Consider the following 22,658-nt stretch of genomic DNA (forward strand, 5'->3'; position numbering starts at 1 on the left):
TGCACCCTTATGTTGAAAAAAGAAGTACAAGAGTTAATTAATACGGGAGAAATGCTTCCGTTAATGGAAGAATTTTATACAATTCAGGGAGAAGGTGCGCATACAGGTACTGCTGCATATTTTATTCGTATTGGTGGTTGCGATGTTGGTTGCCACTGGTGTGATGTGAAAGAAAGTTGGGATGCTAATTTACATCCGCCTACAAAAACAGATATTATTGTTGAGAATGCTAAAAAATATGCCGAAACTGTGGTAATTACAGGTGGAGAACCTTTAATGTGGAGTTTAGATCATATTACCCAACAATTACAAAAAGAAGGTATTAAAACACATATTGAAACCTCTGGAGCCTATGATTTTTCTGGGGTTTGGGATTGGTTTTGTTTATCTCCTAAAAAAACGAAATTACCATTAGAGCGTGCTTACCAAGAGGCTGATGAATTGAAAATGATTATTCACAACAAAAATGATTTTCAGTTTGCAGAAGAACAAGCCGCTAAAGTTGGTGAAAAGTGTAAGTTATTTTTACAACCCGAATGGAGTAAAAAAGAAAAAATGACTCCACAAATTATTGATTATGTAATGGAAAATCCGAAATGGAAAATATCCTTACAAACACATAAGTATTTAAATATACCATAAACAAAAAAAGCAACCTTACTTCGACTACGCTCAGTAATCTAAAGGTTGCTTTTTTGTTTCTAATACTCTTAAACTTTAGAGTAAAAAAAAGAGTGTTTATTTATCTTCTTTAGGAAAAAGTATTTTACTTAAAGCTTCTTTATCTTTTTTTACTTTCTCCTTTTGCTCTTCAATTTTTTTACTCAACTCACTAAGTCTTTCATTCGTTTTGCGAATTACCTCTTCTTTGACCTTAACTTCTTCGTCGGTTATTTCTTTTTTCTCTCTAGATTCTTTAATTCTATCGTTCGCGTTTTTTACTCTTGATCTTCCTCTTCTTAAAACATCTTCACTTTCACGAATATTTCGCTCTTGCTCTTCTATTTTCTCTTTAGCTTCATTTGACCTCATTTGACCAAACTCTCTTCCGCTCATTCCATTTTTATCACGACCGTAAGCATTCCCTTTTCCTTTGTACTCTTTTTGGTTTTTTTGGTGAAGCTCCTCTCTTTTATTTTTCTTCTCTTTTTTATCTTGAGCTTTATCGTTTTTCTTTTCTTTAACTTCTTGCTCTAATTCTTCTTTTGCTTCATTAGCTTTATCCTTTCCTTTTTGCTTAACCTCTGTGCTCTTGTCTTTTTCTTTTCCTTGACCTTGTGCTACCACTTGTTGTGTACTTATGAATGCAAAAAACATTACAATAGATACTATAATTTTTATGTTTTTCATTGTAATCATATTTTTAGTTTATATACTATCTAACTCTTGTAACTGCTCTTCTACATTCTCCGCTGCTTCGTTAAGCTTATCCATACCTTCTTCAAGATTCTTTTCTATAGAATCTATTTTTTGAATAGCGGTTTCAACTTTCTTTTCATCTTCTTTTTTCTTTTTGTCTGTACATGAAATCATAAAAAGGATTCCAAATGTTAAAATCAGTAGTTTTTTCATAATTTAATTAATAGATTGGGTTAATATATTGTAAGACACTTTTATTATTATAAGTCACTTGAAATAAGCAAAAAACCAGCCTAATGCTGGTTTTTTGCTTCTAAAAGATGTAATTAAGGTTTGATAGTTTCTTCTTTAGCCATTAAACCAAAGAACTTATCTAAATTAGGTAAGATTACAATTCTTGTTCTCCTATTTCTTGCTCTATTTTTAGCTGAGTTATTCTCTACTAAAGGAACTGCACTACCTCTACCAGAAGCAATTAATCTACTTGGATCAACTCCGTATTTTTTCTCTAAAAGACGAACAATAGACGTTGCTCTTTTTACACTTAAATCCCAGTTATCTTGTAATACACCTGAGTTATATGATCTAGCATCTGTATGTCCTTCAATCATAACATCCATACTAGGCTCAGAGTTAATGATATCTGCTAATTTTTTAATTAGTTTATGAGCATTATTCTTAACTCTATAACTAGCTGTGTTAAATAACATTTTATCTGATACAGAAATCATTACAACTGTTTGGTCTATGTCAATATTTACATCTTCATCATTTTCTAATTCTGAAGAGTTAATTGACTTTTTAAGGTTATAAGCTACTGCAACATTCATTGAGTCTTTTAATGTTTTTGCATTAGCTAATTCTGCTGGATCAACATTTTTAAGTGTCTCTCTCATTTTTTCTTTCATAGTGTTAGAAATTACAGCCGAATTACCAACCATATCTAACTTAACATTATTTTCTTCTTGCAGCGACTCGTTTACGTCTTTTAACGAGTTTATTTTTTGGTTGTAGTCATCAACTCTCTTCTCAATTTTAGCAAACTTTGCTTCTAATTGCTCTTTCTCTAGAGTTGTTTTTTGCAAGTTACCTCTAGTGTCATTGTACTTTTGCTCTAACTCAACATACTTCTTTTTTGACACACACGACGTCATTGTCAAAGCTAATAACGCTAGGGGGATAAATAGTTTTTTCATAATTAATAATAATGATATAATAAGTTAATGTACACCTATAACTTAATTTTTACTATAATATTATATTATCAATAAAAAAAAGCCCCTTTTTAAAGGGACTTTCTTCTTTTATTAATTGTAAGTTTTTAGCATAGTAAATTACCTCTTATAATTCACATTAATCTCCTTTTTTGGTGTCTCACAATTTTCATCATCTTCTTTGAAACATTTTCTACTTTCAGGTCTTGAATTATTTGATTTTTTAAAATTCTTTCTCAAGTATTCTAAGAAATTACTCTTTCTTGTAGATATTCTTCTCCTTACTTTTCGTTCTTCTATTTCGTGTCTCTTTTCTATATTTTCTCCTCCTTTTACAATAAAAAAATAAGATCGTCTGTTTAATTGATACTCTTTTTCAGAACATTTTCTTCCATCAACACAATCATTTAAAGGTTTGTCTTCTCCATAACCTATAGCACTTTCAATTCTATCATTAGCTATTCCTCTAGATAGGATATAATCTCTAGTTGATTTAGCTCTTTTGTCTGACAACATTCTATTATATTCTCTAGGTCCTCTACTATCTGTATGAGATTCAATTTTAATAACTAATTCAGGATGATTAGTCATAACAGTAATAATGTTCTCTAATTCATACTCAGCATCTTCTCTAATAATTGACTTATTAAAATCAAAATAGATAGGATTAATCACGATTTGATCACCAACAATTAATGGAGTTAACTCGATATTCGTTTTAATTACCTCGTTTCGATTATTTAAAGTAGTTACCTTATTTTTTCCTGCTCGATGATCTAACTTTGTTGCTGTAACTGTATAAGTGTTATTACAAGGAACTTCTTTAAAAACATATTTACCATTAACATCAGAAATTACCTCTGCTACAATTTCTTTATTTTTATCAATTAATTTGACAACAGCAGCTTCAATAATCTCGTTAGTATTCTTTGCTCTGATAACACCTTCTACTATTTGAGTACAAACAGGAGGATCTGTATAAATAAAGAAACTGTAAATATCATCGTCTCCTTTTCCTTTATCTCTATTCGATGAGAAAAATCCTCTTTTACCATCTTCACTTATAAAAAATGAAAAATCGTCTTTCTTACTATTAAAAGGGTATCCTAAATTTTCTGGTGAAGTTAAAGTACCATCATCATTTATTTTTGATTGAAAAACATCTAAAAGACCTAATCCTAAATGTCCGTTTGATGAAAAATACAACACATTGTCACCTCCTACATAAGGAAAAACTTCTTTTTCTGATGTATTAATTGTACTTCCTAAATTAACAGGTGTTCCGTATTCGTCTTTTCCTTTGATTTCAACTTTATAAATATCTGAATCTCCATAACCACCAGGCATGTTAGAAACAAAGTATAATGTTTTTTCATCTGGACTTAATGCTGGATGTCCTGTAGAATATTCGTCATTGTTAAACGGTAATTCTTTAACATTTACCCAATATCCGTTTATATAGCTAGCCTTATATATTTTTAAGTTAGAAGTATTCTTTTTACTCTTTCTAGCTCTTTTACCGTCTGAATTATTTCTGGTAAAATAAATTGTTTTTCCATCTTTCGTAAATACTGGAGTAGACTCATGCAATTCAGAAGATATTGGCGCTTCTAATTTTTGGCTATTTGCTAGTACTAGTACGGTATCTTGTTCTCTTCCTTCTAATGTTTGAATATCTTCTTCAGCCTTATAAATATTTAAAAATGGTTGATTGTTCCACTTATAAATATTCTCTCTTTTATCTCCACTTGGAACAGAAGATGAATAGTATGATTTACCGTTTAATAAAAATCCTCCAAAATCTGAAAAAGGAGTATTTATTGCCAAGTTTCTTATTCCTATTCTCTTTTCTTGCTTAGAATAATCTTGTAAATATCCTTCTCTGTTTAATGCTTCGTTTAAATTCCCCTTTTGATTTTCAGTAAGCTTTAAAAAAATAGAATCAGATTTTTTATATTTTCCGTTACTTCTTAACGTTTGAGCGTATTTAAATAAATGTTTATCATCTAAATCATTATAATTCGCTAATAATTTTTCATACCAAACTTCTGCTTCTTCTGTATCTGAATTATTGTAATACGATTCTGCTAATCTACTCAACACATGTTTAGAAGTATCTCCTTTAATCAATACTAAATCCTTGTACAGTTTAGCTGATTGCACGTAAGAAAACTCTTCAAAATAACGATCTGCTACTTTTTTACTTTGTGCAAAACTACTTACTGCCAACATCAATAAAAATGATGCTAGTACTTTTTTAAAATTCATGTTTTTCTTTTTTAAAAGAATCTAGGGGATCTATATCTAATATCTTGGAATATTTCGTATTGTAACAAAATCTCATGCGTTCCTGAGTTTGTTACATTGTAATTTGATGTTGTTAAATCGTATGAATATCCTATTAATAGCGATTCAGTTGCTTGGAAACCTAAAAGTGCACTTACAGAATCATCCCACCTCCAAGATGCTCCTATTCTGAACTTTTCATTAAATAATAAATTTGCTGAAATATCTAATGATAAAGGTGCTCCTGAAACTCCTTTTAATAAAGCTGCTGGTTTAAATTTTAAATCTTCATTAATATCGAAAACATATCCTGCTATTAAGAAAAAGTGCATTCTCTCAACTGCTACTTCTCCTGGAGTTTCAGCATCGTAATGTTCCATTCTTAAAATATTTGGAACAGACAATCCGACATACCATTGTGGTTGATGATAATAAATACCTGCTCCTACTGTTGGAAGAAATTTATTATTAACAGGAGCAAAAGAAGGATCATTTTGGTCTGCTTGTGTTCCTTTTGACCAATCTATGTTTAATAATCTTCCTCCTAAACGCAAACCAAAAGCTAAATTGCCTTCTTCTCCTGTTTGGATGTTGTACGATACATTCGCATCTAAATATATCTCACTAGAAGGTCCTATTTGATCATTCATCAAATTCACTCCTAACCCTAAACCAGAATAGCCTAAGGGTGTATCATAAGATAAGTTTTGAGTATTTGGCGCTCCTTCAAAACCAACCCACTGCATTCTTCCTAAAGCAGTAATTACAGTATGACCTCTAGATCCTGCATAAGCTGGATTCACATTCATGGTATTGTACATGTATTGTGTGTACTGAGGATCTTGTTGCGCATGAATATCTGTAGTTATACAGATACTCATTACAGATACTAGTAGTAAACTTATATATAATTTCATTTGATTAAAACTTTTATTTATCAGCTTATTTTGTTGTAACATACTCATGTTATCTATTTATATAAATCCAACCTTTTTTAACTTTACTTCCGTTTCCAAGATCTAAGATATAGAAGTAAGTTCCAACTGGCAATTTATCATTAACATTTATATTAGCGCGTCCGTTAGAAATACCTTCGAATCTCTTGTTTGGATTATTATTTGAGTACCCTTCCATTCTAAATACAGTGTTACCCCATCTGTTAAAAATTTCAATAGTGTTTCTTTGGAAGTTTTCAATACAATCGATATGTAAATAATTGTTTGCAGCATCTCCGTTTGGACTCATCAAGTTATTTACCTTTACACAAGTATCTTCATTGATTGCATCTCCAAATCCTTCAAGACCATCTACAGGATCTGGTATTCCATCTCCATCAGAATCATCTCCATCTACTACTCCATTTCCTCCATCATTAGGGTCTGTAGGATTAGAGTTATAATCTGGATTATCAGCATCACCAAAACCATCTAAATCATCAACACTGTCTGCTATACCGTCATTATCAGAATCGTCATGAGGATTATCAACTTGACCATCTCCATCTGTATCTGGATTTCCTCCTTCAACAACATCATTCACTCCATCATTGTCACTATCTAAATCTTGATAGTCAGGAATAGTATCTCCATCCGAATCAATAGTTCCTTCATCTCCTCCATTACCTTCACCAAACCTGGTAGTATCACCGTCAACGCTATCAGAAATTCCATCTCCATCAGAATCTAAACCTCCAGTATCTTCTGTATTTATAACACCATCTCCGTTAGTATCAAATTCTTCATTCCCTCCTTCAATTACATCGTTAATACCATCGTTATCACTATCTAAATCTTGATAATCTGGAACTCCATCGCCATCTGTATCTGGCTCTTCATTATTATCTACTGAAGCATCTGCTTGTCCGTCTCCATTTGTATCTGAATATCCTGAATCGCCAGAGTCTATAACACCGTCTTCGTTGGTATCTAAATCTCCATTTCCTCCTTCTATTACGTCATTAATACCATCGTTATCACTGTCCAAATCTAAACTATCTGGTATACCATCGCCATCTGTATCTACCGAACCATCTCCTTCTTCTACATCAGGAATACCGTCATTGTCATCATCTACGTCTATAACATCTGGGATACCGTCGCCGTCGGTGTCAACAAGCGCTTCGTTTACCGTTATTGTTACTGTAGCAATCGCACATACATTTGGTGTTACACCTGTGTTGCATACTTGATACTCTACTGTTACCGTAGTTCCTGCTTCTCCTACTGCTGGCGCGTAACTTAACTCTCCTGTTATTGGATTTAAACTTACTGTTCCACTAGCGGTTCCGCCTACTTGTGTTAAACTTGTATCAGCTCCTGCTAAGAAATCATCATTCGACAATACATTCACTACTCCTATTGTTCCTGCTACTACTGTTAAGGTATCATCTGCTACCATAGGTACTAGTGGGTTTGAATCTGTGCCGTCTGGATTACCATCATTGTCATCGTCTGGATCAACACAATCAGTAATTCCATCACCATCAGTATCTGATCCTATTATAGTTATCGTTCTCGTTACCTCTGTCGCTACATTTCCTGCTGTATCAGTTACATTATAGGTTACTGTATAAACACCTGGTGTAGTCGTATCAACTGTATCGCCTCCGATTGTTACTGCTAAATTTGCCTCACAATCTGTAACCGTAGCTCCTTCTTCTGTATAAGTACCACAAGATTCTATGGTTTGCGTAGATGAGCCTGTTAAGGTTATTACTGGATCTGTTGTATCATTTACCGTGATCGTCTGGGTTACATTGATGCTATTTCCTGCTGCATCGGTAACACTATATGTTCTGGTGATTACTTCTGGATTTGATCCGCCATCACTTACATCACTTACGTGCGCTACTGTTGGCGTTCCACAGTTATCGGCCTCGTCTGTTACTACAGTGATATCTGCTGCTGGTACATCTGATGAACACTGAACATTAACTGCTGCTGGATTGCTCGCTGTTGGATCTGTTGTATCATTTACCGTGATCGTCTGGGTTACATTGATGCTATTTCCTGCTGCATCGGTAACACTATATGTTCTGGTGATTACTTCTGGATTTGATCCGCCATCACTTACATCACTTACGTGCGCTACTGTTGGCGTTCCACAGTTATCGGCCTCGTCTGTTACTACAGTGATATCTGCTGCTGGTACATCTGATGAACACTGAACATTAACTGCTGCTGGATTGCTCGCTGTTGGATCTGTTGTATCATTTACCGTGATCGTCTGGGTTACATTGATGCTATTTCCTGCTGCATCGGTAACACTATATGTTCTGGTGATTACTTCTGGATTTGATCCGCCATCACTTACATCACTTACGTGCGCTACTGTTGGCGTTCCACAGTTATCGGCCTCGTCTGTTACTACAGTGATATCTGCTGCTGGTACATCTGATGAACACTGAACATTAACTGCTGCTGGATTGCTCGCTGTTGGATCTGTTGTATCATTTACCGTGATCGTCTGGGTTACATTGATGCTATTTCCTGCTGCATCGGTAACACTATATGTTCTGGTGATTACTTCTGGATTTGATCCGCCATCACTTACATCACTTACGTGCGCTACTGTTGGCGTTCCACAGTTATCGGCCTCGTCTGTTACTACAGTGATATCTGCTGCTGGTACATCTGATGAACACTGAACATTAACTGCTGCTGGATTGCTCGCTGTTGGATCTGTTGTATCATTTACCGTGATCGTCTGGGTTACATTGATGCTATTTCCTGCTGCATCGGTAACACTATATGTTCTGGTGATTACTTCTGGATTTGATCCGCCATCACTTACATCACTTACGTGCGCTACTGTTGGCGTTCCACAGTTATCGGCCTCGTCTGTTACTACAGTGATATCTGCTGCTGGTACATCTGATGAACACTGAACATTAACTGCTGCTGGATTGCTCGCTGTTGGATCTGTTGTATCATTTACCGTGATCGTCTGGGTTACATTGATGCTATTTCCTGCTGCATCGGTAACACTATATGTTCTGGTGATTACTTCTGGATTTGATCCGCCATCACTTACATCACTTACGTGCGCTACTGTTGGCGTTCCACAGTTATCGGCCTCGTCTGTTACTACAGTGATATCTGCTGCTGGTACATCTGATGAACACTGAACATTAACTGCTGCTGGATTGCTCGCTGTTGGATCTGTTGTATCATTTACCGTGATCGTCTGGGTTACATTGATGCTATTTCCTGCTGCATCGGTAACACTATATGTTCTGGTGATTACTTCTGGATTTGATCCGCCATCACTTACATCACTTACGTGCGCTACTGTTGGCGTTCCACAGTTATCGGCCTCGTCTGTTACTACAGTGATATCTGCTGCTGGTACATCTGATGAACACTGAACATTAACTGCTGCTGGATTGCTCGCTGTTGGATCTGTTGTATCATTTACCGTGATCGTCTGGGTTACATTGATGCTATTTCCTGCTGCATCGGTAACACTATATGTTCTGGTGATTACTTCTGGATTTGATCCGCCATCACTTACATCACTTACGTGCGCTACTGTTGGCGTTCCACAGTTATCGGCCTCGTCTGTTACTACAGTGATATCTGCTGCTGGTACATCTGATGAACACTGAACATTAACTGCTGCTGGATTGCTCGCTGTTGGATCTGTTGTATCATTTACCGTGATCGTCTGGGTTACATTGATGCTATTTCCTGCTGCATCGGTAACACTATATGTTCTGGTGATTACTTCTGGATTTGATCCGCCATCACTTACATCACTTACGTGCGCTACTGTTGGCGTTCCACAGTTATCGGCCTCGTCTGTTACTACAGTGATATCTGCTGCTGGTACATCTGATGAACACTGAACATTAACTGCTGCTGGATTGCTCGCTGTTGGATCTGTTGTATCATTTACCGTGATCGTCTGGGTTACATTGATGCTATTTCCTGCTGCATCGGTAACACTATATGTTCTGGTGATTACTTCTGGATTTGATCCGCCATCACTTACATCACTTACGTGCGCTACTGTTGGCGTTCCACAGTTATCGGCCTCGTCTGTTACTACAGTGATATCTGCTGCTGGTACATCTGATGAACACTGAACATTAACTGCTGCTGGATTGCTCGCTGTTGGATCTGTTGTATCATTTACCGTGATCGTCTGGGTTACATTGATGCTATTTCCTGCTGCATCGGTAACACTATATGTTCTGGTGATTACTTCTGGATTTGATCCGCCATCACTTACATCACTTACGTGCGCTACTGTTGGCGTTCCACAGTTATCGGCCTCGTCTGTTACTACAGTGATATCTGCTGCTGGTACATCTGATGAACACTGAACATTAACTGCTGCTGGATTGCTCGCTGTTGGATCTGTTGTATCATTTACCGTGATCGTCTGGGTTACATTGATGCTATTTCCTGCTGCATCGGTAACACTATATGTTCTGGTGATTACTTCTGGATTTGATCCGCCATCACTTACATCACTTACGTGCGCTACTGTTGGCGTTCCACAGTTATCGGCCTCGTCTGTTACTACAGTGATATCTGCTGCTGGTACATCTGATGAACACTGAACATTAACTGCTGCTGGATTGCTCGCTGTTGGATCTGTTGTATCATTTACCGTGATCGTCTGGGTTACATTGATGCTATTTCCTGCTGCATCGGTAACACTATATGTTCTGGTGATTACTTCTGGATTTGATCCGCCATCACTTACATCACTTACGTGCGCTACTGTTGGCGTTCCACAGTTATCGGCCTCGTCTGTTACTACAGTGATATCTGCTGCTGGTACATCTGATGAACACTGAACATTAACTGCTGCTGGATTGCTCGCTGTTGGATCTGTTGTATCATTTACCGTGATCGTCTGGGTTACATTGATGCTATTTCCTGCTGCATCGGTAACACTATATGTTCTGGTGATTACTTCTGGATTTGATCCGCCATCACTTACATCACTTACGTGCGCTACTGTTGGCGTTCCACAGTTATCGGCCTCGTCTGTTACTACAGTGATATCTGCTGCTGGTACATCTGATGAACACTGAACATTAACTGCTGCTGGATTGCTCGCTGTTGGATCTGTTGTATCATTTACCGTGATCGTCTGGGTTACATTGATGCTATTTCCTGCTGCATCGGTAACACTATATGTTCTGGTGATTACTTCTGGATTTGATCCGCCATCACTTACATCACTTACGTGCGCTACTGTTGGCGTTCCACAGTTATCGGCCTCGTCTGTTACTACAGTGATATCTGCTGCTGGTACATCTGATGAACACTGAACATTAACTGCTGCTGGATTGCTCGCTGTTGGATCTGTTGTATCATTTACCGTGATCGTCTGGGTTACATTGATGCTATTTCCTGCTGCATCGGTAACACTATATGTTCTGGTGATTACTTCTGGATTTGATCCGCCATCACTTACATCACTTACGTGCGCTACTGTTGGCGTTCCACAGTTATCGGCCTCGTCTGTTACTACAGTGATATCTGCTGCTGGTACATCTGATGAACACTGAACATTAACTGCTGCTGGATTGCTCGCTGTTGGATCTGTTGTATCATTTACCGTGATCGTCTGGGTTACATTGATGCTATTTCCTGCTGCATCGGTAACACTATATGTTCTGGTGATTACTTCTGGATTTGATCCGCCATCACTTACATCACTTACGTGCGCTACTGTTGGCGTTCCACAGTTATCGGCCTCGTCTGTTACTACAGTGATATCTGCTGCTGGTACATCTGATGAACACTGAACATTAACTGCTGCTGGATTGCTCGCTGTTGGATCTGTTGTATCATTTACCGTGATCGTCTGGGTTACATTGATGCTATTTCCTGCTGCATCGGTAACACTATATGTTCTGGTGATTACTTCTGGATTTGATCCGCCATCACTTACATCACTTACGTGCGCTACTGTTGGCGTTCCACAGTTATCGGCCTCGTCTGTTACTACAGTGATATCTGCTGCTGGTACATCTGATGAACACTGAACATTAACTGCTGCTGGATTGCTCGCTGTTGGATCTGTTGTATCATTTACCGTGATCGTCTGGGTTACATTGATGCTATTTCCTGCTGCATCGGTAACACTATATGTTCTGGTGATTACTTCTGGATTTGATCCGCCATCACTTACATCACTTACGTGCGCTACTGTTGGCGTTCCACAGTTATCGGCCTCGTCTGTTACTACAGTGATATCTGCTGCTGGTACATCTGATGAACACTGAACATTAACTGCTGCTGGATTGCTCGCTGTTGGATCTGTTGTATCATTTACCGTGATCGTCTGGGTTACATTGATGCTATTTCCTGCTGCATCGGTAACACTATATGTTCTGGTGATTACTTCTGGATTTGATCCGCCATCACTTACATCACTTACGTGCGCTACTGTTGGCGTTCCACAGTTATCGGCCTCGTCTGTTACTACAGTGATATCTGCTGCTGGTACATCTGATGAACACTGAACATTAACTGCTGCTGGATTGCTCGCTGTTGGATCTGTTGTATCATTTACCGTGATCGTCTGGGTTACATTGATGCTATTTCCTGCTGCATCGGTAACACTATATGTTCTGGTGATTACTTCTGGATTTGATCCGCCATCACTTACATCACTTACGTGCGCTACTGTTGGCGTTCCACAGTTATCGGCCTCGTCTGTTACTACAGTGATATCTGCTGCTGGTACATCTGATGAACACTGAACATTAACTGCTGCTGGATTGCTCGCTGTTGGATCTGTTGTATCATTTACCGTGATCGTCTGGGTTACATTGATGCTATTTCCTGCTGCATCGGTAACACTATATGTTCTGGTGATTACTTCTGGATTTGATCCGCCATCACTTACATCACTTACGTGCGCTACTGTTGGCGTTCCACAGTTATCGGCCTCGTCTGTTACTACAGTGATATCTGCTGCTGGTACATCTGATGAACACTGAACATTAACTGCTGCTGGATTGCTCGCTGTTGGATCTGTTGTATCATTTACCGTGATCGTCTGGGTTACATTGATGCTATTTCCTGCTGCATCGGTAACACTATATGTTCTGGTGATTACTTCTGGATTTGATCCGCCATCACTTACATCACTTACGTGCGCTACTGTTGGCGTTCCACAGTTATCGGCCTCGTCTGTTACTACAGTGATATCTGCTGCTGGTACATCTGATGAACACTGAACATTAACTGCTGCTGGATTGCTCGCTGTTGGATCTGTTGTATCATTTACCGTGATCGTCTGGGTTACATTGATGCTATTTCCTGCTGCATCGGTAACACTATATGTTCTGGTGATTACTTCTGGATTTGATCCGCCATCACTTACATCACTTACGTGCGCTACTGTTGGCGTTCCACAGTTATCGGCCTCGTCTGTTACTACAGTGATATCTGCTGCTGGTACATCTGATGAACACTGAACATTAACTGCTGCTGGATTGCTCGCTGTTGGATCTGTTGTATCATTTACCGTGATCGTCTGGGTTACATTGATGCTATTTCCTGCTGCATCGGTAACACTATATGTTCTGGTGATTACTTCTGGATTTGATCCGCCATCACTTACATCACTTACGTGCGCTACTGTTGGCGTTCCACAGTTATCGGCCTCGTCTGTTACTACAGTGATATCTGCTGCTGGTACATCTGATGAACACTGAACATTAACTGCTGCTGGATTGCTCGCTGTTGGATCTGTTGTATCATTTACCGTGATCGTCTGGGTTACATTGATGCTATTTCCTGCTGCATCGGTAACACTATATGTTCTGGTGATTACTTCTGGATTTGATCCGCCATCACTTACATCACTTACGTGCGCTACTGTTGGCGTTCCACAGTTATCGGCCTCGTCTGTTACTACAGTGATATCTGCTGCTGGTACATCTGATGAACACTGAACATTAACTGCTGCTGGATTGCTCGCTGTTGGATCTGTTGTATCATTTACCGTGATCGTCTGGGTTACATTGATGCTATTTCCTGCTGCATCGGTAACACTATATGTTCTGGTGATTACTTCTGGATTTGATCCGCCATCACTTACATCACTTACGTGCGCTACTGTTGGCGTTCCACAGTTATCGGCCTCGTCTGTTACTACAGTGATATCTGCTGCTGGTACATCTGATGAACACTGAACATTAACTGCTGCTGGATTGCTCGCTGTTGGATCTGTTGTATCATTTACCGTGATCGTCTGGGTTACATTGATGCTATTTCCTGCTGCATCGGTAACACTATATGTTCTGGTGATTACTTCTGGATTTGATCCGCCATCACTTACATCACTTACGTGCGCTACTGTTGGCGTTCCACAGTTATCGGCCTCGTCTGTTACTACAGTGATATCTGCTGCTGGTACATCTGATGAACACTGAACATTAACTGCTGCTGGATTGCTCGCTGTTGGATCTGTTGTATCATTTACCGTGATCGTCTGGGTTACATTGATGCTATTTCCTGCTGCATCGGTAACACTATATGTTCTGGTGATTACTTCTGGATTTGATCCGCCATCACTTACATCACTTACGTGCGCTACTGTTGGCGTTCCACAGTTATCGGCCTCGTCTGTTACTACAGTGATATCTGCTGCTGGTACATCTGATGAACACTGAACATTAACTGCTGCTGGATTGCTCGCTGTTGGATCTGTTGTATCATTTACCGTGATCGTCTGGGTTACATTGATGCTATTTCCTGCTGCATCGGTAACACTATATGTTCTGGTGATTACTTCTGGATTTGATCCGCCATCACTTACATCACTTACGTGCGCTACTGTTGGCGTTCCACAGTTATCGGCCTCGTCTGTTACTACAGTGATATCTGCTGCTGGTACATCTGATGAACACTGAACATTAACTGCTGCTGGATTGCTCGCTGTTGGATCTGTTGTATCATTTACCGTGATCGTCTGGGTTACATTGATGCTATTTCCTGCTGCATCGGTAACACTATATGTTCTGGTGATTACTTCTGGATTTGATCCGCCATCACTTACATCACTTACGTGCGCTACTGTTGGCGTTCCACAGTTATCGGCCTCGTCTGTTACTACAGTGATATCTGCTGCTGGTACATCTGATGAACACTGAACATTAACTGCTGCTGGATTGCTCGCTGTTGGATCTGTTGTATCATTTACCGTGATCGTCTGGGTTACATTGATGCTATTTCCTGCTGCATCGGTAACACTATATGTTCTGGTGATTACTTCTGGATTTGATCCGCCATCACTTACATCACTTACGTGCGCTACTGTTGGCGTTCCACAGTTATCGGCCTCGTCTGTTACTACAGTGATATCTGCTGCTGGTACATCTGATGAACACTGAACATTAACTGCTGCTGGATTGCTCGCTGTTGGATCTGTTGTATCATTTACCGTGATCGTCTGGGTTACATTGATGCTATTTCCTGCTGCATCGGTAACACTATATGTTCTGGTGATTACTTCTGGATTTGATCCGCCATCACTTACATCACTTACGTGCGCTACTGTTGGCGTTCCACAGTTATCGGCCTCGTCTGTTACTACAGTGATATCTGCTGCTGGTACATCTGATGAACACTGAACATTAACTGCTGCTGGATTGCTCGCTGTTGGATCTGTTGTATCATTTACCGTGATCGTCTGGGTTACATTGATGCTATTTCCTGCTGCATCGGTAACACTATATGTTCTGGTGATTACTTCTGGATTTGATCCGCCATCACTTACATCACTTACGTGCGCTACTGTTGGCGTTCCACAGTTATCGGCCTCGTCTGTTACTACAGTGATATCTGCTGCTGGTACATCTGATGAACACTGAACATTAACTGCTGCTGGATTGCTCGCTGTTGGATCTGTTGTATCATTTACCGTGATCGTCTGGGTTACATTGATGCTATTTCCTGCTGCATCGGTAACACTATATGTTCTGGTGATTACTTCTGGATTTGATCCGCCATCACTTACATCACTTACGTGCGCTACTGTTGGCGTTCCACAGTTATCGGCCTCGTCTGTTACTACAGTGATATCTGCTGCTGGTACATCTGATGAACACTGAACATTAACTGCTGCTGGATTGCTCGCTGTTGGATCTGTTGTATCATTTACCGTGATCGTCTGGGTTACATTGATGCTATTTCCTGCTGCATCGGTAACACTATATGTTCTGGTGATTACTTCTGGATTTGATCCGCCATCACTTACATCACTTACGTGCGCTACTGTTGGCGTTCCACAGTTATCGGCCTCGTCTGTTACTACAGTGATATCTGCTGCTGGTACATCTGATGAACACTGAACATTAACTGCTGCTGGATTGCTCGCTGTTGGATCTGTTGTATCATTTACCGTGATCGTCTGGGTTACATTGATGCTATTTCCTGCTGCATCGGTAACACTATATGTTCTGGTGATTACTTCTGGATTTGATCCGCCATCACTTACATCACTTACGTGCGCTACTGTTGGCGTTCCACAGTTATCGGCCTCGTCTGTTACTACAGTGATATCTGCTGCTGGTACATCTGATGAACACTGAACATTAACTGCTGCTGGATTGCTCGCTGTTGGATCTGTTGTATCATTTACCGTGATCGTCTGGGTTACATTGATGCTATTTCCTGCTGCATCGGTAACACTATATGTTCTGGTGATTACTTCTGGATTTGATCCGCCATCACTTACATCACTTACGTGCGCTACTGTTGGCGTTCCACAGTTATCGGCCTCGTCTGTTACTACAGTGATATCTGCTGCTGGTACATCTGATGAACACTGAACATTAACTGCTGCTGGATTGCTCGCTGTTGGATCTGTTGTATCATTTACCGTGATCGTCTGGGTTACATTGATGCTATTTCCTGCTGCATCGGTAACACTATATGTTCTGGTGATTACTTCTGGATTTGATCCGCCATCACTTACATCACTTACGTGCGCTACTGTTGGCGTTCCACAGTTATCGGCCTCGTCTGTTACTACAGTGATATCTGCTGCTGGTACATCTGATGAACACTGAACATTAACTGCTGCTGGATTGCTCGCTGTTGGATCTGTTGTATCATTTACCGTGATCGTCTGGGTTACATTGATGCTATTTCCTGCTGCATCGGTAACACTATATGTTCTGGTGATTACTTCTGGATTTGATCCGCCATCACTTACATCACTTACGTGCGCTACTGTTGGCGTTCCACAGTTATCGGCCTCGTCTGTTACTACAGTGATATCTGCTGCTGGTACATCTGATGAACACTGAACATTAACTGCTGCTGGATTGCTCGCTGTTGGATCTGTTGTATCATTTACCGTGATCGTCTGGGTTACATTGATGCTATTTCCTGCTGCATCGGTAACACTATATGTTCTGGTGATTACTTCTGGATTTGATCCGCCATCACTTACATCACTTACGTGCGCTACTGTTGGCGTTCCACAGTTATCGGCCTCGTCTGTTACTACAGTGATATCTGCTGCTGGTACATCTGATGAACACTGAACATTAACTGCTGCTGGATTGCTCGCTGTTGGATCTGTTGTATCATTTACCGTGATCGTCTGGGTTACATTGATGCTATTTCCTGCTGCATCGGTAACACTATATGTTCTGGTGATTACTTCTGGATTTGATCCGCCATCACTTACATCACTTACGTGCGCTACTGTTGGCGTTCCACAGTTATCGGCCTCGTCTGTTACTACAGTGATATCTGCTGCTGGTACATCTGATGAACACTGAACATTAACTGCTGCTGGATTGCTCGCTGTTGGATCTGTTGTATCATTTACCGTGATCGTCTGGGTTACATTGATGCTATTTCCTGCTGCATCGGTAACACTATATGTTCTGGTGATTACTTCTGGATTTGATCCGCCATCACTTACATCACTTACGTGCGCTACTGTTGGCGTTCCACAGTTATCGGCCTCGTCTGTTACTACAGTGATATCTGCTGCTGGTACATCTGATGAACACTGAACATTAACTGCTGCTGGATTGCTCGCTGTTGGATCTGTTGTATCATTTACCGTGATCGTCTGGGTTACATTGATGCTATTTCCTGCTGCATCGGTAACACTATATGTTCTGGTGATTACTTCTGGATTTGATCCGCCATCACTTACATCACTTACGTGCGCTACTGTTGGCGTTCCACAGTTATCGGCCTCGTCTGTTACTACAGTGATATCTGCTGCTGGTACATCTGATGAACACTGAACATTAACTGCTGCTGGATTGCTCGCTGTTGGATCTGTTGTATCATTTACCGTGATCGTCTGGGTTACATTGATGCTATTTCCTGCTGCATCGGTAACACTATATGTTCTGGTGATTACTTCTGGATTTGATCCGCCATCACTTACATCACTTACGTGCGCTACTGTTGGCGTTCCACAGTTATCGGCCTCGTCTGTTACTACAGTGATATCTGCTGCTGGTACATCTGATGAACACTGAACATTAACTGCTGCTGGATTGCTCGCTGTTGGATCTGTTGTATCATTATTTGTTGTTATATCAACATTGGCTGTACATCCATTACTAGACAAACTAACTTGAACCCATAAATCTGTAATGGTATTTAAGTTTGCTGTTGTTGGACTCCCTATAACAGTTCCTCCATTACCCGGTTCCCCATCATACCAAGTTACCGTACCAGTTTCTCCATCTAATACTGTACTATCATTCACTGTTAAATCAGTACTTGTTTCACTAGGGCAAATTGTTAATGGGGTATCAATAGGAGTTGGCAACTCATTTACTATTAAACTAACAGATTGTGATACTTGTTCACATGAATTGTTAGGATGAGTAAATAAAACTCTATAGGTACCAGAGCCTGAAACTTGGACATTGGTTATTGTAACTGTCTTGGATTCTGACGTATTATTTACTAGAGTCCCTGAACTTCCTATACTATCCCAGTTACTTCCATTTTGTTTTTGTAACTGGTACGTCCAACCTATACCTGAACCATCACTTCCTGTGGCTGTAAATGTAAAATTGGCTGTTTCACCTGCACAAAGAGGTGTATTGACTGCTAAATCAGTATTTATAACTATTTGAGCTGAAGTAACAACTGCTGTAGTATTTCCTTGCCCTTGTGTATTATTCCCTCCATCAGCTGCACCCGAAGCATTTACTAAATTCGGAACTCCATTTGCATCAACTCCACCATTAGCAGCGAAATTAATACTACCATCAGGATTTAAGTGAGAAGTAAGAACATCTTCATCTCCTTCAATAGCATCAAAACAACCATCATTATCCGAATCTGTATCTAAATAATCTGGAATACCATCAAAATCTGTATCTAAATTTTCACATGCAAATAATATTAACTCTATTCCATCTGCACTCCCTCCATAGTTTTGAGAAAAACTCAAAGTAAATGTAGAAATTGTACCATAAATTTTTAACGATCCTGCAGCAGTTCCGTCAACATCGTTAGCCGTACTATCTCCATCCCATCCAGAACCTGGTACCCCAGCACCTTTGTCTGTTACTGTATTTGATGTTACAGAAAAATCTGATGTCCCTGCTAATTTAGACCAAGTGAGCCCTCCTTGTAATGTTACAAGGGCTGAATATTGCTCGCCAGAACCTAATAAACCACCTATTCTATCTAAGTGTATGGTTGGATTTTTTACTTCAACAGGATTTCCTAATGAATCTTCAAAACTCACTGTTAAACTTGTTCCAAAATCAAAAATACCAGCTAAAGAGGTATCTCCTCCAAGAGTTTCAGACCAAAAGGATTGATTATTGAAACTATCATTAGTAAAGCTATCTGCATCCGTAGTTGTAACTCTCGCTATAACTCCATTTCCATAATCATAAGTTGCTGTAGTTCCAGAAACTGTCCATAAACCTGATTGTGAAGGTGTACACAAACCTTCATTTACATCTAAAATTCCATCATTATCATCATCCAAATCATCTCTATCTGCAACATTATCTCCATCACTATCTGCTAAAACTGTTACTGTTACTATAGCTGTATCACAATTTGTTGAAGGTTGACATAAACTATATACTAAATCATATACACCTGCTGGCACACCAGGAGCAACATTAATTTCTCCGGTATTAGTATTTAATGTAATACCTGGGTTACCTGAACTAATTTCAGACAACTCAACACTTGATAACGAAGGATTACTATTAGCTGCTACGGTATCATTTGTTAACACATTTGCTATAGCTACTCCCCCATTTGTACTTACTATTTCTCCAAAATCATCTTCTGCAACTATAATAGGCACACCTCCAACTTTTGTAATAAATACACCTGAGTCATAACTTGAATCAGCAACATCAGCTATAGCTATTTTCATATGGTATGTTATACCTGGTGTCAAATTTATATTTGCTGTTAGTTTTTTAGTAATACCATTAAACTCTACACCAATAGGAGTGGCTCCAGGATTGGTGTTAAAAGGACCTGCATTATTTGGGTCAGCATCATTATCTAAAACATGTCCATTATTAATATATAATGCACCTTTCGACAAATCAGGAGTAATACCGGGATAGTTTGCTCCACCTCCATAATACCCTCTAAAACCTGCATTTATGTTATTAATTGCTACTGGGTTTGTAGTACCGGGTACCTGTGCTAAGTTTGCTCCTGGTGCCATATCTGGTATTGTTGAATCTAATCCTAATGGGGCTGTCACGAAAAAACCAAAAACATCATTATAAGGAGACCCTACAAAATCTGGGTATTCTTCTGAACCAAATTGATACTCTAAAAGAACTCCTGTATAATTTGGCAATGCTCTAAAATCAAATTCAAAAACAACTACATCTCTAGTTGCTGCAACATCTATAGCTGTTAAATCAGCATCTGAATAATTTGTTCCTGAAGCATTTACAGACAGCCCTGTTTCATTATTTGTAACAAAAACCCCATTAACATTAGATGTTGTAAAGGCAATTCCTCTATCTACTTCTAAACCTGCCCCTGCTATTCCATTTGTAAAAAGAGCTATTTGATTTGTTGCACCTCTAGTAATTACAGGGTTTGTTATGATTACTCCCGCCGATTGTAATTCTGTTGCTATTTGAGCAGCAGTAGGGTTTGGGGTAATTGTAGCCTGTGAAAAAGCTCTAAAACTGACAATAAACATTAAAATTGTCACAAAAAAATGCTTAAATATTTTTTTAGTCCTTTCTACGTAATTTTCTTTCATTTCTCGTTTTTTATAACAAACAACTATATATTTTAAAACCCAAGCTTTTAGCTTAGGCAATCGTTTCAATACAATAGGTGGGCATAAAAAAATCCCACACAAAAAAACTAAGTTGCTGTTCTACAACTTTTTTTCTTGTGGGGGACTTCTATTTTAATAGTGTGCAAAAATAAACTTTTTTTACTCTCACTAAAATATTAGATGTAAAATTAACAGTTTAAGTCACATTATAGTTAAAAAAAATATACAAAACCTAAACTATTACAAAAACTTATAAAAAACGGCTTTATAAAAAATGTTTTAAGAAGTTTTATTTCACATCTAACCCAACAACACCATAAACAACAAAAACTCTTTTAAAACACCTTAAAAGACTTATTTATAATTTTAAAGTCTTTTTTAACTGATTTAGTACGTAGTCAATTTCTGTAATCGTATTTAACTTACTGAAAGAAAATCGTACAGAAGCTTTTTGTACTTCTTCTACATTTAAAAAAGCACTTAACACGTGTGAACCTTTATTACTACCGCTTTGACAAGCACTTCCTCCTGATACTGCTACTCCTGATAAATCTAAATTAAACAGTAGCATTTTATCTTGAACAGGAAATCGTACATTTACAATAGTATAACTTGTTTCATCGGCTGGCTCTCCATTTATTTCTGCATTTGGCACCAGTTCTTTTACTTTTTTTACAAAGTAATTTTTCAACTCTTTAATATGAGTTTCATCTGCTATCAGGTTTTCAAAAGCAATATGCAATGCTTTATCCATACCTATTATAGCGTGAACATTTTCGGTACTAGACCTCGCTCCTTTTTCTTGTTCTCCTCCAAAAAACATAGGTTGAATTGCTATTCCTTTTTTAACATAAGCAAAACCAACCCCTTTAGGACCGTGAAATTTATGTGCGCTAGCCGCGATAAAATCAACCGGAGTTTTTTGTAAATCTATTGGATAATGTCCGATAGCTTGTACTGTATCTGAATGAAAGTAAGCATCGTGTTCTTTACACATGTTTGCCACCTCTTCAATTGGTAAAATATTACCAATTTCATTATTCACATACATCAAACTCACTAAGGTTTTTTCGTTTGACTTTTTTAAAGCTTCCCCCAAACTATCCAATACAACAGCTCCGTTTTCATTTACCCTAACATAATCTACAGTTATTTTATGTTTTTTTTCTAAAAACTGTACGGTGTTTAAAACAGCATGATGTTCTAACTTAGAGGTGATAATTCTTTTTACTCCTAAATGCATTACTGCATTTTGTAAGATTAAATTATCTGCTTCTGTTCCGCCTGCGGTAAAAATGATTTCACTTGCAGATACATTAAAATGTTTTGCTATGTTTTTTCTCGCTGTTTCTACAGCTGCTTTTGCCTTTCTTCCGTATTGATGAGTTGAAGACGGATTTCCGAAATTAGCAAGCATCGATTCTTGCATTACACTTACTACCTCTGGCAACATAGGCGTGGTAGCCGCATTATCTAAATACACTGAATTCATACCACAAAAGTAAAGTTTTATATTAGATAGTTAGATTTTTGGATTGCTAGATTATTAGATGG

Annotated in this window: 8 protein-coding genes; 1 reads left to right on the forward strand and 7 read right to left on the reverse strand. The window is 38.8% G+C overall.

The genetic code is table 11. The features are described 5' to 3' along the window. Positions 1–9 precede the first annotated feature (9 nt). On the forward strand, positions 10–642 hold the full coding sequence (locus ACR9ES_RS03485; RefSeq protein ID WP_274635187.1) for a 7-carboxy-7-deazaguanine synthase QueE: 633 nt from the start codon (positions 10–12) through the stop codon (positions 640–642). 96 nt (positions 643–738) lie between these two features. Here the strand turns inward: ACR9ES_RS03485 and ACR9ES_RS03490 are convergent, their stop codons facing one another. The 7 genes from ACR9ES_RS03490 to ACR9ES_RS03520 form a co-directional block, all read right to left on the reverse strand. Further along, positions 739–1,350, reverse strand: coding sequence for a hypothetical protein (locus ACR9ES_RS03490; protein ID WP_435255111.1), 612 nt, complete (start codon positions 1,348–1,350; stop codon positions 739–741). An 18-nt stretch (positions 1,351–1,368) separates the two neighbouring features. Then, a complete protein-coding gene (locus ACR9ES_RS03495; protein WP_435255112.1) occupies positions 1,369–1,572 on the reverse strand; it encodes a hypothetical protein in 204 nt (67 codons plus the stop codon). Positions 1,573–1,685: 113 nt separating this feature from the next. Further along, positions 1,686–2,555, reverse strand: a complete 870-nt coding sequence (locus ACR9ES_RS03500) for an OmpA family protein (protein ID WP_435255113.1) — start codon at positions 2,553–2,555, stop codon at positions 1,686–1,688. 138 nt (positions 2,556–2,693) lie between these two features. After that, complete coding sequence (locus tag ACR9ES_RS03505; RefSeq protein ID WP_435255114.1) at positions 2,694–4,841, reverse strand: OmpA family protein; 2,148 nt, start codon at positions 4,839–4,841, stop codon at positions 2,694–2,696. Positions 4,842–4,852: 11 nt separating this feature from the next. Continuing rightward, on the reverse strand, positions 4,853–5,776 hold the full coding sequence (locus tag ACR9ES_RS03510) for a PorP/SprF family type IX secretion system membrane protein (RefSeq protein ID WP_435255115.1): 924 nt from the start codon (positions 5,774–5,776) through the stop codon (positions 4,853–4,855). A 49-nt stretch (positions 5,777–5,825) separates the two neighbouring features. Further along, positions 5,826–21,083, reverse strand: coding sequence for an HYR-like domain-containing protein (locus tag ACR9ES_RS03515; RefSeq protein ID WP_435255116.1), 15,258 nt, complete (start codon positions 21,081–21,083; stop codon positions 5,826–5,828). A 379-nt stretch (positions 21,084–21,462) separates the two neighbouring features. Next, the gene (locus ACR9ES_RS03520; protein WP_435255117.1) at positions 21,463–22,596 is read right to left on the reverse strand and encodes a cysteine desulfurase family protein; all 1,134 of its coding nucleotides are present in this window, start codon (positions 22,594–22,596) and stop codon (positions 21,463–21,465) included. Positions 22,597–22,658: the final 62 nt, after the last annotated feature.

Origin of the sequence: Tenacibaculum sp. A30 (assembly GCF_051200845.1) — a bacterium.
Taxonomy (GTDB): Bacteria; Bacteroidota; Bacteroidia; order Flavobacteriales; family Flavobacteriaceae; genus Polaribacter.